The organism is Candidatus Margulisiibacteriota bacterium, assembly GCA_003242895.1.
Classification (GTDB): Bacteria; Margulisbacteria; Riflemargulisbacteria; order GWF2-39-127; family GWF2-39-127; genus GWF2-39-127.
In genome coordinates, this window is sequence record QKMY01000064.1 from 1 (window position 1) to 14558 (window position 14558).

At 39.1% G+C, this 14558-nt stretch carries 16 protein-coding genes; 6 read left to right on the forward strand and 10 right to left on the reverse strand.

Annotated elements, in window-relative coordinates; translation table 11 throughout:
- Positions 1-319 precede the first annotated feature (319 nt).
- A complete protein-coding gene (locus tag DKM50_12335; protein ID PZM78130.1) occupies positions 320-1441 on the forward strand; it encodes a hypothetical protein in 1122 nt (373 codons plus the stop codon).
- A 109-nt stretch (positions 1442-1550) separates the two neighbouring features.
- Here DKM50_12335 and DKM50_12340 read toward each other — a convergent pair whose 3' ends face one another.
- The 7 genes from DKM50_12340 to DKM50_12370 form a co-directional block, all read right to left on the reverse strand.
- On the reverse strand, positions 1551-2234 hold the full coding sequence (locus DKM50_12340; protein ID PZM78131.1) for a DedA family protein: 684 nt from the start codon (positions 2232-2234) through the stop codon (positions 1551-1553).
- Positions 2235-2372: 138 nt separating this feature from the next.
- A complete protein-coding gene (locus tag DKM50_12345) occupies positions 2373-2558 on the reverse strand; it encodes a hypothetical protein (protein ID PZM78132.1) in 186 nt (61 codons plus the stop codon).
- 117 nt (positions 2559-2675) lie between these two features.
- Positions 2676-4736, reverse strand: coding sequence for a hypothetical protein (locus DKM50_12350; GenBank protein ID PZM78133.1), 2061 nt, complete (start codon positions 4734-4736; stop codon positions 2676-2678).
- Positions 4737-5118: 382 nt separating this feature from the next.
- Entirely contained in the window at positions 5119-6243 is a 1125-nt protein-coding gene (locus tag DKM50_12355; protein ID PZM78134.1) for a hypothetical protein, read from the reverse strand.
- Between the two features lie 98 nt (positions 6244-6341).
- On the reverse strand, positions 6342-6566 hold the full coding sequence (locus DKM50_12360) for a hypothetical protein (protein ID PZM78135.1): 225 nt from the start codon (positions 6564-6566) through the stop codon (positions 6342-6344).
- A gap of 389 nt (positions 6567-6955) precedes the next feature.
- Positions 6956-7654, reverse strand: a complete 699-nt coding sequence (locus tag DKM50_12365) for a hypothetical protein (GenBank protein ID PZM78136.1) — start codon at positions 7652-7654, stop codon at positions 6956-6958.
- Positions 7639-8172: a hypothetical protein gene (locus DKM50_12370; protein ID PZM78137.1), complete on the reverse strand. Its 534-nt coding sequence runs from the start codon at positions 8170-8172 to the stop codon at positions 7639-7641. The genes DKM50_12365 and DKM50_12370 overlap by 16 nt, the downstream gene beginning before the upstream one ends.
- Positions 8173-8466: 294 nt before the next feature.
- Between DKM50_12370 and DKM50_12375 the strand changes: the two genes are divergently transcribed.
- Entirely contained in the window at positions 8467-10038 is a 1572-nt protein-coding gene (locus DKM50_12375; GenBank protein ID PZM78138.1) for a hypothetical protein, read from the forward strand.
- Between the two features lie 19 nt (positions 10039-10057).
- Here DKM50_12375 and DKM50_12380 read toward each other — a convergent pair whose 3' ends face one another.
- The 3 genes from DKM50_12380 to DKM50_12390 are packed head-to-tail and all read right to left on the reverse strand — an operon-like array spanning position 10058 to position 11631.
- Entirely contained in the window at positions 10058-10861 is an 804-nt protein-coding gene (locus tag DKM50_12380) for a radical SAM protein (protein PZM78139.1), read from the reverse strand.
- A gap of 1 nt (position 10862) precedes the next feature.
- Positions 10863-11495, reverse strand: a complete 633-nt coding sequence (locus tag DKM50_12385) for a hypothetical protein (protein PZM78140.1) — start codon at positions 11493-11495, stop codon at positions 10863-10865.
- The gene (locus tag DKM50_12390; protein ID PZM78141.1) at positions 11452-11631 is read right to left on the reverse strand and encodes a hypothetical protein; all 180 of its coding nucleotides are present in this window, start codon (positions 11629-11631) and stop codon (positions 11452-11454) included. Before DKM50_12390 ends, DKM50_12385 begins: the two co-directional genes overlap by 44 nt.
- Positions 11632-11783: 152 nt before the next feature.
- Between DKM50_12390 and DKM50_12395 the strand changes: the two genes are divergently transcribed.
- From DKM50_12395 to DKM50_12410, 4 genes are all read left to right on the forward strand, one after another.
- Positions 11784-12308 carry a chromosome condensation protein CrcB gene (locus DKM50_12395; protein PZM78142.1) on the forward strand — a complete coding sequence of 175 codons (525 nt, stop codon included), beginning with the start codon at positions 11784-11786 and terminating at the stop codon, positions 12306-12308.
- 21 nt (positions 12309-12329) lie between these two features.
- A complete protein-coding gene (locus DKM50_12400) occupies positions 12330-12686 on the forward strand; it encodes a fluoride efflux transporter CrcB (GenBank protein PZM78143.1) in 357 nt (118 codons plus the stop codon).
- Between the two features lie 16 nt (positions 12687-12702).
- Entirely contained in the window at positions 12703-13032 is a 330-nt protein-coding gene (locus DKM50_12405) for a DUF190 domain-containing protein (GenBank protein PZM78144.1), read from the forward strand.
- Positions 13033-13316: 284 nt separating this feature from the next.
- The gene (locus DKM50_12410; GenBank protein ID PZM78145.1) at positions 13317-14558 is read left to right on the forward strand and encodes an oxalate:formate antiporter; all 1242 of its coding nucleotides are present in this window, start codon (positions 13317-13319) and stop codon (positions 14556-14558) included.

Consider the following 14558-nt stretch of genomic DNA (forward strand, 5'->3'; position numbering starts at 1 on the left):
AAAAAATCAAAACCATCCAGGGTTTAGTAAATTTTTTGGCAAAAATCTGTCCTATACATTCCTATATCTTTGTGTGAATTTTCTATTTAGGAGTTGGGGAGCACAACATATTGCAATTCCTTTGCCTAGGTTTCGATAATATAGATGAGTAAATAAAAAAAAGAGAGAGTTCTCCATGTATCAATGCTACAAAACAATTGACATCCCCATAGCAATAAAGAAGCCATACCGGCCGAATATATCGACGAGTTTGATCGTGAAACCGGTTAATCCTTTTTTTAAGGTGTTTAGTGTTTTTGGGAGAGATGAATTCATAGCCATGGGGGCCGATGCTTTTAATGTTGCTCTCCTCGATTTTGTTTTTCGAAAATTTCCTTCCCTTGTCAGTCAGAGTACGAAAACGACACTTCTGATCGGTGTTGGCCCGGTTTTAGAAAAAGTATGGTTTTTTGTCCCGCATGTTTTTACCGGACTAAGAGATTATAGGACCCAGCCACCTTCAATAGAAAAAAGGTCGCCATTTTATTATATGAAGCAAGCTTTTAAGGGAGGCGCAAATACCCTGCTCTGGGATGTTCTATGTCACGACCCGATATATGTCCTTAGCATGTATGCCGGGCAGAAAATGATCCCCGATACCCCGATGTGGCTTATATCTATTGCTAGTTATCTTACCGGGATCAGCCTTGTTGTGTTGTTGCAAGTGGCACTCAAAGAGCTTCAATACCGGAAACTGGAGCATAAACTGGAGTCTTTAGGATTTGGAATGGAACACTACTACGAAGCCAGATTTTGTATGGAAAAAACCCCGGAAACCCAGAATAAGATTGAGGAGATCCGAAGCAGAACTGTAGAAGCTTTTCAGTTGAATGATTCAACTGACGTCATTACTTATCATGACAGGTATATTCCGCTTAAAACGCCGGAAGTATCTGGAAGAAATTATATTCTCAGGCTGAGAAATAGGGATGACTTCTCTGCGGGCAGTAAACAAAATTACCGATCGGTACAAATTGTTTTTACCCGTGTTAATGATCAATCAGTAGAAACTCCCGAACAGCACCGTTTTTTTATCGCTGAGAAGAAAAAGTTTTATTCTATCCTGCCAGGAGAAGTTGAGATGGCACAGTCTCTTGATGACCTTAAACTAGAAAATGTTAAGCGGTTTCTTAACGGGATTCAGGATAGTAAAACATATAAGGATATCACCTTTAAAAGATGGGGCGCAAAGAATGAAGAGCTGTACTTTGCAGTCGACGAAATTGAGAATGGAAACGGTACTTATTACATAATAGAGTTTAAAGCGCGAAAAGATAAGGAACTGTTAATGACAGCCATGAGAGAACTCATGATCCATCTGCCGGTGTATCAAACGACACACAATAAGCTGGATTTGGCTGATGGGTTTTTGTCGGAAGAATCATGTTTTTGTACTTCTTAATGAGTTTTTTGTCGAGATCTTTATATCTGCATTTTTTCTTTGCAAAGAGTTTTCAAAATAGGCTATCTACTTCGATTATTGGGAATTCTTAGTTAAACAGGACTGTTTTCTACAGTTCTTTAACTTGTGCAGCTTGTTTTCTGGCTATGGTTTTTTTGATAAGGGTTTTCTGCCGCACGTATTCAAAAATTGCCGGGAGAAGTGATATTCCGATTATAGCCATAATAGCTAAGGTAAAGTTATTTTTAACAATTGGAATGTTTCCAAAGAAAAACCCGACGAGTACAAAAGCGCCTACCCACATCAGTGCGCCTACAACACTGAAGGCGATAAATCGCAGATAGTTCATTTTTCCAAGTCCTGCTACGAAGGGGGCGAAGGTCCTGACAATGGGGACAAAACGGGCAATGATGATTGTTTTCCCGCCATATTTATTGTAGAAGCCATGAGTTTTATCAATGTAAGCCTTTTTCAAGAACCTTGCGTCTTCCTTGAAAAACAGCTGGCTCCCAAAGAAACGTCCAACCCAGTAGTTTACCTGATCTCCGATAAGCGGAGCGCAGAAAAGTAATACGAGCAATATCTTAATATTTAATGCTCCGGTTGCTGCCATAGCGCCGGCGGCAAAAAGCAGTGAATCTCCCGGAAGTAGCGGTGTGATAACGAGACCGGTTTCACAGAAGATTATCAGGAATAAAATTATATATGTTAGGCTGCCGTAAGTTTGGATAACCATGCTCAGATGTTTATCAAGATGCAAAAACAGATCAACAAAATTATTTATTAGTTCCATAATACTTCCTTTAAACTCATTCATAGTAGTGGACCAGATCATTCGAGTTTTCTATCGGGTGCCTTTTGATTAATAGCATTCGAGTGTCAGCATCGTCAATCATTATTTTGTAATTTCTCAGGGCGTAAGAGAGGCTACTCACCTGGATTGCTTGTTTTCCCGCAGGGCTGTTAATGCCAGCTGATAATGAACATTATTTCGATTGCTATGCCTGATTATATCTTCGAAATTATTTTCAGAAGCATTTTTAAACGATTGGCATTCAGCTATTAATTCTTGGACTTTTGCATGATTGAGCGTATCTGTTTCCTTGTAAATCCTCAAGGCCTTCCGATAGAGATCAATGGTTTACGACGGATTTTCCCCGCCCGGAATAAAAATATAGGGCCCGGTACGATGCGTACCGGGCCCTAACTATCAGGTTTTTTTTAATCAAGCGGATTAAAAGTTACAGGTTAATTGTGCTGTAATTATCCTTCTTCTAATTGGCGAAGGAATACTGCTTGTGTTGTCTGGTAGGACCGGACCATCATAAGCCTTTAAATCAAATATATTCGTTGCACCAAGAGATAATGACCATTTGTCATTAAATTTCGGTGTAGTACTGAGGTTTACGTCAACCAGGCTATAGCCATTGTTTTTGGCGAAATTGTTGTCTGCGAATTCTACCCAGGGCCCTTTAAAGATATTATGGATATAGAAATTATACTTGTCTTCAATTAATAGCATATTCATCCCGACTTTAAACTGATGCTTAACCGTTCCTGGTAAACTGTCATACATTTTCCCAACTGGCCCGTCATTAGTATCTTCATATTGTTCCTGACTACCATTTACGTATCCATAGGATGCAAAGAGCTTAATCCAATTATTAACCTTGCCCGTCGCATTAGCTTCGATTCCGTATACAGTTCTATCTTGTTTTGAATTTGCATAAGTCTTTGCGTAGTAAGGATCATTTACAACTTTGATATCCTGTAAAATTGTATGCTTTTCTTTATTAAGAAAAACAGAGGTATCAAACTTGAAACCACTATTAGGATTAAAGATATATTGCAATTCGTAAGAAGTAATGCTTTCCGGTTTAAGGTTAGGATTGCCTTTGATGTTGTTGTTACTTCCTTTTACTTGATCTACCATAAATATGGTATCAGGAGTCTTGAAACCGCCGCCATACAAGAATTTTAAGGTGTTTGCCTCATCTATACTCCAGATTTCGGACAGCCTTGGAATAAGAATATTCGTATGCTGCTCATAAGTGAACCCGGCAATTGTTCTCAGTGAGTTTGTCAGATAAAAATCGTCTTCAATCATATAGGTAACATAATTTGTATTCACTAACTCCCAATCAGCCCATACTGGGTAAGAAAGAGTTCCTTTTTTCTTAGGAACGGACCGTACGTTTTCGTAAGATAGCCCGGCGAAAAGAGTATTGGTATCAGATGGCGAATACCGGAACTTTTGTTCCAGCATGTAAGAAGTCGCTCTTGCAGCCCAAATAGAATAATAATCTGTAGCAGAATAGCCGCCAGCTGAATAGGTAATCCTGTTTTTTCCGTAAATTGAATATTTCTGGTATGATAATATCGAGTCTGATTCCAGCTCAGAATTGACTTTAGCCGTATACCCAACACGGGCATCAGCTAGTTTTATTGTCTCAAGAGTATCGTCATTAGACTGATAATCAGTAGGATACATATCCGTACCTGTTTTGGATGAATTAACTTCATTGTATTCAAGGTCTAATGCTAGTCCTGAATCATGCTTGATTGACAATAGTAGATCTTTATTGTCATGAGGCAAATAGTATTCATTTGGAAGTCCAGCTGGGAGTTGTCTGGCGCTAGCACTATAATAGTCAGGATATTCTTTTCTTAGATCATACCCTTTAAGACTTGAATCATTGAACAGAGATGCATATATATCGAATCCACCTATTTTACTGCCTGCATAGACGCTTGTTGATTTCCGGTCCCAGTTGCCGTTCATAATGGCAACGGCTCCTCCGTTGATGTCTACTCCTCTTTTTGTAATTATATTGATTATGCCGGCATAAACATTTCTTCCATACATGGAGGCATACGGTCCAATTATATATTCTACTTTGTCAACGCCATCGATCGGGATATTATATTGCATAATAGTTTGAACCCCATCTCTTGGATTGAGGGACTGACCGTTTACCATTATACGGTACTTACTGTTCCAGATGTTACCTCTTGCAATCAGGGTTTTTTCGGCATTGCCTTCAGTATCAAATAATACAGTTCCAGGCAAATCGTTAACTAGATCAATGAAGGTTCGATAACCGCGGCTTTTCATTTCTTCTCCGGTTATGACATAAGCATTCGAGGCAGCTTTAACTATGCTCTCAGCTCTTCCGGATGAAAGCGAAAAAACTGGTAAATCCATAAATAACAAATCTTCTATATTTTCAAGAGCATTTGCGTAACAGCCCAAAAAAGTCAGACAGACAAACAAACATAATGTTTTTCTTAACATGCGAACTCCTTTTATTAGTATTATTTATAAAAAAAACAGATAAGGGTCTTTACTATTTTCTACCATCATCTAAAAACGGTATGGCAGGGTGTTTTGCAACTCCTTTCTTTTTTATTTTGCAGGATATATATATAGTAGCCTAGAAATATGTACTATTTTTAATTATATAATATGGAAATCCATTTGTATAATTCTGTAGCAGATAAAGTGTAATGAGGGGATTCGGGAAAATAATCAGACCGGTTGTTCTGGCATTTATAGAACTTAAATATAGAAGCGTATTTGCTGTATATATCCGGAATTAGCAGCTGTCATAATTATTGAATCCCGTTGATAAACCGGAATACTTGTTTTAATCTTGTTTTGTACGACCTGCGATTATTTAGCTCATGCTTACAAAGCCATGGACATAGCTGTCACGAATGTTTCGGTTAACAGCTGAGACCTTATTACTGTAATTGCCCTCAACGGTATGTATGATATCTCCTTCTACACTTGCCACAATTCCTACGTGAGATCCTCCGCCAGCGCCGAACAGAATTAAATCTCCTGGTTTGACCGTGCCTGGATTTCTGGATTGATTATATTTACCGTTGGTTTGTGCCCAATTTACGATAGAGCTGCAACCTGCTTGGAACCCAAAGGGACTGTTTCCCCCTGTTACCTGATTGTAAACAGTACTTACAAAGTCAGCACACCAGTGCTCATTGTAACCACCTTGATGCCATTTGTTCTGAGTAAACTGGGCTTGTCCGCCGGTACCTTCGCTAATTCCAAGATAGCTTAATGCTTTTCTTGTCGCATCTTGAGCAACTCCTTCACCAACTACGCTTACTCCTTCACCAATTCCTTCTATATTGCTTGAACCTGTTGCTTTATTTGTTTTGTCTGTTTTCTTGGTTTTATTATTAAATATCTTATCTTGAGCGAAATTTTTCCCTGAAAAAGCATCGGCTACGATTGATGTTTCTTCTTCTTCAGAATCCGGGTCTCCAGGTTTAGCATTAATTGCCTTATTGATTATTCCATCTATCAGGTTTTTGGCAAATGTGGAAGTTTTGGGCTTGACTATGTTGCCTGTAGTTGTTGAAGTTACGGATATTTGGGTGGTTTTGGTCGGATCAATTCCCGGAGCTGTATAGCTCGGATCAAAATCTTTTCCTACTCCTGGTGTTGTAGGGACTACTCTATTATTGTCGATTAGATTGTCGGTCTGAGGTTTGATTGTGTTTCCACTATCTATTAAGTCAGTTTTAAACATGGTTGTGACGTTAATGTTTGTTTTCTCGATACCAGGGATTGTTTCTGTGGCTGCTGCGGGTGGTATGGTTCCTGGTGCATAACTGAGTGCTCCGGGATTATTGCCTTCGTAGGTGTCGGTATTGTTACTTTGAATGGGAGGAGCGTCATCGACGCTTAAGTAACCGGGTTCCTGGTTGATACCTGATAGATTGTTGTTAACGGGTGTGGTGGTAGGTTCCTGTGGTTTTATCGTAATTTCGGGCATAGTTTATTACCACCTTTTGAACAAATTCTGAACTAACTATTCATAACTGTTAATCGGCATGTTTATATAATAATCTTGTATCGAAAGATTCTGTTGTATTATTTGCGGCGATGCTTTTTTTTATGATGAGCATGCTGTGGCTGTGGTTTTCTAAAGCCTGCCTGTTTTTGCTGATTTTGCATTCCTTTAGAGAGTTGTATTATTTTTTTGAGATTAGTCCATGATTTTGATATTCTTTTGCCAAGATAGAGTGCTCCGATAAAAAGCAGAATTAAAACTACAACGACTACTATGACAATTATTGCAATGACCCAGTTGTCCATATTATAATTTTCCTTTCTATTTTAACCAACTTGATGATGACCTTTTTTTGAATCATCTTTGTACCGATAACAATGTTCGATTTTACCAGTACAATTACCACTATTATAGACTGCGGAATGAAAATCGTATATCGGCTTAAAATTATACTGCATTTTATCAAAAAAAAATATGCTGAATACTTTAGCAAATCTGATCAAGTTCAATTGATGATGGGGCAGGGTTAAAGATAATAAAGACGAGTTCGAGATCCCTATTGTTACAATAAAAGAAAATGCTACCGTAGATGTCCTCCATATTGATAAAGCATCAGGGATAAGGTGGCGGGATTAAAATAGAGAAGATAGTTGGCTTTTTTTGAGTTGATTTAAGTTTCCGTGTGTCTGAAAGCTTAATATATGTATGGGCACTGAGTCGTATCTTTCATCTGGCGACAGCAGGAAATTGCGTCTGCAACCAGCTGTTGTTGGCTCGTTGGCAATTTTTCCTGGAGGAGCATCAGTTCGTGGATTTGATGTTCATTGAGCCTGGAGATTTTTTCTTTTATTTGTTTCTGCTTTTCAGGAGCTAATTTGTTGCTCAGCTCCAATCCTTTTTGTGCTTCTGCTAAGACTGCGGCGAGAACTTTTTTGTCAATTTGCTGATCATTTTCGAATTTTTTTCGAAGATCTTTAAGGCTTTCTTCTGAGAAGCTAATATTTAGCTCTGCTTTTCCGGAAGGGTCAGTGTTCATGACATAAGCTATTTTCTTTGTCACAAGTTTGATCGGATAGAGCCAGCTTCCCGGTAAGCTGTAAGCAGAAGTCCCGACAACACTGGCACTCATGAACATTGCAAGGAGGAAGCTTGCGGCTTTCAACATTACAGGTAGTTTCAATCGCAGGCTGAAAGTATTCTTTTTCTTTTGGGCGATCTTATCCACGGCTATGACCGTTTTTGCAAAAGCAAGCATATTGATCTCAGGCTTAGGAAGTTTTTTTATCGATTTTGCAAGTGCCGACATTTCTTCGAGTTCTTTGCTCCCTGCAGAAAGGTCATCCGCGTTGTTATCAAGTAATTGATCGAATTCATCGTCTATTCCGTTTCCCATTTTTCGCCTTTCGATAACATTTTTCGCAAACTCCGGACTGCCCTGAATTGAAGCGATTTAATTGCACCCTCGGTTTTGCCAAGGAAGTCTGCAATTTGTTTATTGCTAAAATCATTGATAAATTTATAAATAACTACATCTTGTTGCTCTTGCGGCAATTTCTGTAGCTGACGCCGGAGATCTTCTCCGCTTACATATTCTGTAAAATCTGTTTCGGTCTCCTGATATTCCTGTGTCATCGCGGTTCCAAGCTTGCTGTTTTCTCTTTTTCGGTAGTAATCAATGATCAGGTTCCTGGCAATGGTATAAAGCCAGCTTTCTATATTTCCTTGCAGAGTAGTAATGTTTTTGACCATTTTCATAAATACTTCATGTGTTAGGTCTTCAGTATCTTCACGTGTCGAGACCTTATAAAAAATATAATTATATATTTTTGAGTAGTAATATTCACATATTTCTGTCAGTGCTTCGCTATCATAATTTTTGGCACGAGAGATAACCTGTTCGCTAATCAATATTAATACCCCATATACTTTCTATCTAAGACGAATGAGAGTGTTTATAGTTACGATCTGTTTTTATAAGACCATAGTTTGCAGCATTTATTAATAATAGTGATGACTTAAAGCCAGACTATAACTTATATAGTTTAATACTTTTCCTGTAAAATTCAATATAGACTCTTCTTGACATATTTCTGTAGATATAATAAATCTACCTTAGAATACAATTGCTTAATACGGAATCAGTAAGGAATAATGTGCCATATTCTTGAATTGTAATTATTACGCTTGCAGCAGCAGGGGAATGATATGAATTTAGGAATAATCCTTCGATTAAATTCTAGAGAGATATTTAAATATAGCTTGCTTGTGGGGATTCTAGCTACTTTTATCGATGCCGTAATAGCTCATGGTATCTGGAGGGGAACTGATCCTTACTGGACTTATTGGGTAACGAATGTGTTCCTTTTTAGTACAGTATTTTCTATCGGAGCTACTTTCTGGGGTGTCGGGCTCCGACAGGGACTTGTTCTAAGTTTTTTCAGTGCCTGGGCTTTTGCTTTCTATTATGATTATTTTGCACCGTTAGGGCTTCCTCAGGAGTCTTGGTGGCTGGAGTCCCGGGATTTGTGGACTGCCGGATTTGTGACTTGTTATCTGGTTGTGTTAGCCGGGTATCTTATCTCCTTATGGATGTGGCTTCGAATAAAAGCAAGAAAAGAGTCTTCCGAACTATCAACTCTGGCTACCTGTGAACATGTTGAAATCTTAAGATTTACAGTTATTGCCAGCCTTGCGGTCCTCATCGTCGATGGTTTAATTACTCAGGGATTATTATTCAGGCATTTTCCAGGAGTGACTTTTTATTTCCAGCGTTTTTTATTGTCTTATATAGTCCTCTATTTCTGGACAGTGTATATCGGGTTCGAAAAACAGGGGATATTTTCCTCTGCTTTTTTGCTGAGCTTGATATGGACGGGCTACTCTATGTATCTTGGTCCGGTAGATTTGCCATTATCTCCTCCCCGGTACCTTAACTATATTCCACTCTGGTTAAAGGTGTTTCCCGGTAGTTTTCTTTCTATTTTCACCGGCATATTTATTTTGTCCCGTTTGATCCCCCAAAAAAAACCTAACTCAGTGGTTTTGATCTCAGCAGTTTTTGTTTCCATTATAGCCCTAGGCAATCCTCTCTTTGCATCCGAAGGCCTTTTTGCGTCAGCTGCAGCTTCTGGGAGCGGGTCGAGTTATTTTGGCGCTGATCCTTATAATTTGAAGATAGTCCAGCCTATGATCGGTTCTATCAAACTTCAGGTAAACGATATCGGTAACCGAGAATCGCAAGTAAAGAATAATGATAAAGTAAATATCGTATCTAATTTTATGGCAGGGAATTCAGCTTATCGAGTGGTTATTACGAGAGCTATGCCGCGTCACCCACTCGGGACCTATCCTGTCTGGATGGGGGTTGCGTTTAATCCTAAGATACATGGAATGACAGGGATCGGAACAAGCAAATTGCCCGAGATAATCCCTGAGATAGCTGTGTGGGGGTGGGCTGAAGTCTGGAAAGACGGGAAACTAATTTCCAAAATGGTTCCTGCGCAAGTTACGGTAATAGCCAAAGGGGCTACGAAAGGAATTACCTTGGAAGTCGGTGCCGAAGAGAAAGATCTTGTTGGTGATCCTGCCGGTTATATCCATGTGCGCTGGCCAAAGGTATCTTCAGTCAATTTGCCGGTAATAGCGATATATAGCCGGGAGATGGGAGGCTGGATTGTTTTGATAGCTATTAATCTGGCTTTTTTATGGCTTATTATAGACTCTCCCTATCGAATTAAAAAAAAAGGATTCACAAGGAAACAGGTAAAAGCTAGATGAAATGGAGCTTTCTCTTTACTCAACCGCCTATTTGTACCATGCAGTCATTCGAATTATACGTGCCGCATTTTGGTTTGTTTTGCACGGCTTGATCGAGGGCTTCGGTCATTGTAAGCTCGCCGATATTAACCTCATAATCTGAGAATAAACAGGGTTTTAGTTTCCCATCACAGGTGAGCCTGAGCCTGTTGCATAGCTCACATTGTCCGGCATTTGCATTTTCAATGATATAGCGTTGCCCCGTTTTTAAGTTCATTTCTTTAATGAACCGTATTTCCAGCCCATTTTTTTTTGCAAATTGAGTCAGGTCATCAAGTTCGTTTTCATTAAAATCTTTGATAACGACGGTATTAATCTTGATTGTGGTAAACCTGGCTTTTTTGGCTGTGTGTATCCCTTCGATGACATCTGCTAATTTTCCTCCCCTGGTCAAATAGGAGAACTTTTCGGGGACCAATGTGTCCAAGCTTATATTTAGCCGCTGAAGGCCTGCGGCTTTTAGCTTGTATGCATAGTGTGGTAAGAGAGAGCCGTTGGTTGTCATGCATAGGTCTTTAATTCCTGGGATCGAACTGATAAGCTGTATCAGGTAAACAATGTTTTTTCTCACGAGTGGTTCTCCTCCGGTGATCCTTACTTTGTCGATTCCGGATGCAACGTATGCTTTGACTATCTCGTGAATTTTTTCAAGCGAAAGTATTTCTTCGTGTTTTTTTAGCGTAACGCCTTCTTCCGGACGGCAGTATTTGCAGGCGTAGTTACATTTATCTGTTACTGAAACCCTGAGATAATTAATTTTTCGCCCGTAGCTGTCAAAAAGCATTTTATCTCCTGTTTATCATCGTTTCTGCCATTTTTATATCAGTTTCAGTATTTAAATTAATAAATGATCTCATATCAGGATCAAGTTCCTTTATTGTCTTTTCATTAATGTATTTTGCCTTTACTTTTTGCAGAAAGGAAATTATCCGGCCTCGTTTTTCCTTCATGGCGTTTTCGATAGCCGGTAAACAATTGCGGGAGTAGATGGCGAAAAGAGGTTCGTAATTGCCTTGAACAACGGGAATAACCGCATCATATTCAGCACAATTGTTTTGCAGATAGCTGAATAGCTTTTCATGGAAAAATGGCATATCAACGGCAGTAACAAAATTGTGGAGGCTTGAACTGGCTAATAATCCGCTATAGATCCCCATTAACGGGCCCTGCTGTTTTTCTTTATCGATAGCAATTTTTTCTTCATAGTTTGTATAGAGTTCCGGGCGGTTGGTAACAATGATCAGTTGGGTACTCTTTTTTTTAAGTGTAGCGATCTTTCTGTCAATAAGATATTTTCCGTCGAAGGTAACAAAGGCTTTTTCTATATTGCCTAACCGAGTTCCTTCTCCGCCTGCCAAAATTATTGAGGTAAGTTTATTTTTCACGTAATTTAATGACAATTTCTTTGTGGCCTTCAGTACCTTTTAGAGGTTTTAGCAGACCTAGAATTGTCGAGGCAACTATTTCCTGTATAAAAGGGTTTAATCCAATTTGCTTGTTATTCACTTCGATTTCTACTTCCATTGACTTGTTATGCTCATTACAACAGCTCATAATTATTCTCCTTAAATACCGGTAGTTTTCGGACATTTCCCGTTAGCAAAGGGACCCTGTTTATTGGTCGCTGGCTAGTTTCCTTGCTGCCGGAGCGGGATTATTATTAATGCTTATGGTAACATAAGCTGTTGGTTTTTTGAACAGGTTAGCTGGACTGTCCTGTCTTAAACAGTGAATTATATACTAAATACAGCTATAGAGTTCTTGTGTATAATTTAAGTGGAGTGTTTCTGGTGGTTATTAAAAAGAAATTATACGCGTTAAGAAAATATCTGTTTATCGGAGGCGGTGGGTTCTTCGGTGCTGTTGCAAGGGTTTTGCTAAAAAAACTGATGCTTGTTTATCCTTTGAGTCATTTTCCTTATGTTACGCTGTTTATTAATATTTCCGGTAGTTTCTTTCTGGCATTGTTTATTACATTGGCATTAGATTTATGGGAACTTGACTCTGATATACGCCTAGGTGTGGCGACTGGTTTTTTTGGTGCATATACTACCTTTTCTGCATTTTGCAAAGAAACTGTAGATTTATCTATTCAGGGAGCATATACGTTTGCGTTATTCTATATGGTGAATTCTGTGGTACTAGGGCTATTGGCTACGTATTGCGGTATTTTGATCGCTCGAAAAATCATTCTTATTGTGACAAAAGAAGAGATCGATGAGACGTTGTGAGCTAAAGAGTGAGGAAGGCAAATGACCTATTTATTGGTTGGTATTGGCGGGATATTGGGAAGTTTTACGAGATATGTCCTCGGCAGGTTCGTGTCGGAGAAAGCTTCTTCAACAATTCCGATGGGGACAGTGCTCGTCAATATTTCGGGTGCATTTTTTTTGGGTGTATTTAGCGCAAGCGGTGTAAGTCAGCATTGGTACCATCTTATTGCAGATGGATTTCTTGGTGCATATACTACCTTTTCTACCTTTATGTATGAAGGATTTAATCTTTTTCAGGATCGGGAAATGCTTAATGCTTTTATCTATATTATCTTTTCTCTGCTTTTTGGTATTATCGGTTTTGCTCTGGGTATGATGATTGCTCGATATTTATAAATTGGAGGTGGGGGGGATGGATCTGAGTGGAAAATGTAAGCTTTTGACCATTTATATCAATGAAGATGCGAAGTATGACGGACATAATCTTTATCATTATCTGGTATTAAAATTGAAAGAAATGGGAGTTGCTGGCGTTACCGTGAGCAGGGGCCTAGAAAGTTATGGCAAGAATAAGCGGCTGCATACAGCGAAAATCTTGGACTTATCCCTAAGCCTTCCGATAATTGTTGAAGTTATTGATACTGAGGAACAGATCGATCGAATTCTTCCCATTGTGAAATCGGTAGTAAACGGAGGGTTAATTACACTGACAAGCATAGAAGTTGTGCAATACGGAAAATAAAAATATTGACAATCCTACTCCTTTATCTTTAAAATGCCAGCTGCTATATGTGATTTGATTCACATGCCGCAGAGATTTTGTGAAGGGAGGATAATTGTTTTGTTGTTGTTGGCAATTTTTTGCAAAGCCGTATAACAACGGGATAAGGGAAAAGCATATTTGGTTTTTCTAAAAGCATGAGGCTATTACAACATAGTAAAACTTGATATGGTTTTCTATAATTATGCCTTACTAGCAACAGAAATAATGTAATTTAATAAAAATAATAAAGAGGAGTTAGGGAAATGAAGAAAATACAGAATAGATGGTTTGTTGCCATCGCCGGAGTTGTTATGCAGCTTATGCTAGGCTCAGTTTACGGTTGGAGCGTATTTAAGAAACCAATAATGGAGCTTAACCAATGGACAAAGCCAGAAGTTGGTATGGCTTTTACTCTTGTAATATTCTTTTTAGGTTTTGCGGCAGCGGTTGGAGGTAAGTATGTAGATAAAGCTGGCGCCAGAAAAATTGCTACTATCGGAGGGATCCTGTTTGCTATCGGGACTCTTGGTGCAGCTTATGCAATACAGACTTCTAATTTGATCCTTTTATATGTTTTCTATGGTGTTATTGCCGGTATCGGTAATGGGCTTGGGTATCTAACTCCGATTGCTGTCCTGGTAAGATGGTTTCCTGATAAAAAAGGCCTTATCACTGGCATGGCAGTTATGGGTTTTGGCCTTGGCGCTGCGGCAGTCGGGCAAATTGCTCCTTTATTAATTAAGAATCCACAGATCGGTGTTGCAAATACTTTTTATTTATTCGGAATAATATTTTTTGTTGTTCTTACAATAGCTGCACAATTCCTTAACAATCCACCGGCAGACTACTCAGTAGCAGCAGCTAGCGCAAAACAATCTGCGACTAAGGTTTCATCTGCAACTTTACCGGAAGCGCTAAAAATGAACCAGTTCTATCTGTTATGGATTGCTTTCTGCATTAATATAACAGCAGGTATCGCGCTTGTAAGCAATCTTTCACCAATGGCACAATCCCAGCTAAAAATTACAGCTGTTGCAGCCGGTACAATCGTTGCTATTGCCTCGCTATTTAATGGATTCGGAAGGCTGTTTTGGGCAGCTATTTCTGACAAGCTAGGAAGAAAAACTGCATTTGTTTTGATTATCGCTACACAGATTCCTGCCTTCCTATTTTTACCGCAGACTACCAGCTTCGCAGTATTTGTAGCTCTTACCTGCTATATTTTTCTCTGCTATGGCGGGGGGTTTGGAACTATGCCATCATTCGCAGCGGATACGTTCGGATCAAAGAATATCGGACAGATTTATGGTAAGATCCTATTTGCCTGGGCAGTTGCAGGTGCAGCCGGACCGATGTTGCTTGATCTGCTAAATGACTCAAAACTAGCATTTACAGGTGCAGCTGGAATTCTTTTAATTGGTCTTGTCTTGATAAGTTTATACAAAAAGCCGGTCTTAAAAAATACACAAACACCTATACCAGAACTAAAACCAGTTACTGTGTAG

What these genes read in the sequence shown, in the direction of transcription:
- DKM50_12335 (PZM78130.1), top strand. Translation starts at nt 320, where the DNA reads ATGGGGGCCGATGCTTTTAATGTTGCTCTCCTCGATTTTGTTTTTCGA.
- DKM50_12340 (PZM78131.1), bottom strand. Translation starts at nt 2,234, where the DNA reads ATGGAACTAATAAATAATTTTGTTGATCTGTTTTTGCATCTTGATAAA.
- DKM50_12350 (PZM78133.1), bottom strand. Translation starts at nt 4,736, where the DNA reads ATGTTAAGAAAAACATTATGTTTGTTTGTCTGTCTGACTTTTTTGGGC.
- DKM50_12355 (PZM78134.1), bottom strand. Translation starts at nt 6,243, where the DNA reads ATGCCCGAAATTACGATAAAACCACAGGAACCTACCACCACACCCGTT.
- DKM50_12360 (PZM78135.1), bottom strand. Translation starts at nt 6,566, where the DNA reads ATGGACAACTGGGTCATTGCAATAATTGTCATAGTAGTCGTTGTAGTT.
- DKM50_12365 (PZM78136.1), bottom strand. Translation starts at nt 7,654, where the DNA reads ATGGGAAACGGAATAGACGATGAATTCGATCAATTACTTGATAACAAC.
- DKM50_12375 (PZM78138.1), top strand. Translation starts at nt 8,467, where the DNA reads ATGAATTTAGGAATAATCCTTCGATTAAATTCTAGAGAGATATTTAAA.
- DKM50_12380 (PZM78139.1), bottom strand. Translation starts at nt 10,861, where the DNA reads ATGCTTTTTGACAGCTACGGGCGAAAAATTAATTATCTCAGGGTTTCA.
- DKM50_12390 (PZM78141.1), bottom strand. Translation starts at nt 11,631, where the DNA reads ATGAGCTGTTGTAATGAGCATAACAAGTCAATGGAAGTAGAAATCGAA.
- DKM50_12400 (PZM78143.1), top strand. Translation starts at nt 12,330, where the DNA reads ATGACCTATTTATTGGTTGGTATTGGCGGGATATTGGGAAGTTTTACG.
- DKM50_12405 (PZM78144.1), top strand. Translation starts at nt 12,703, where the DNA reads ATGGATCTGAGTGGAAAATGTAAGCTTTTGACCATTTATATCAATGAA.
- DKM50_12410 (PZM78145.1), top strand. Translation starts at nt 13,317, where the DNA reads ATGAAGAAAATACAGAATAGATGGTTTGTTGCCATCGCCGGAGTTGTT.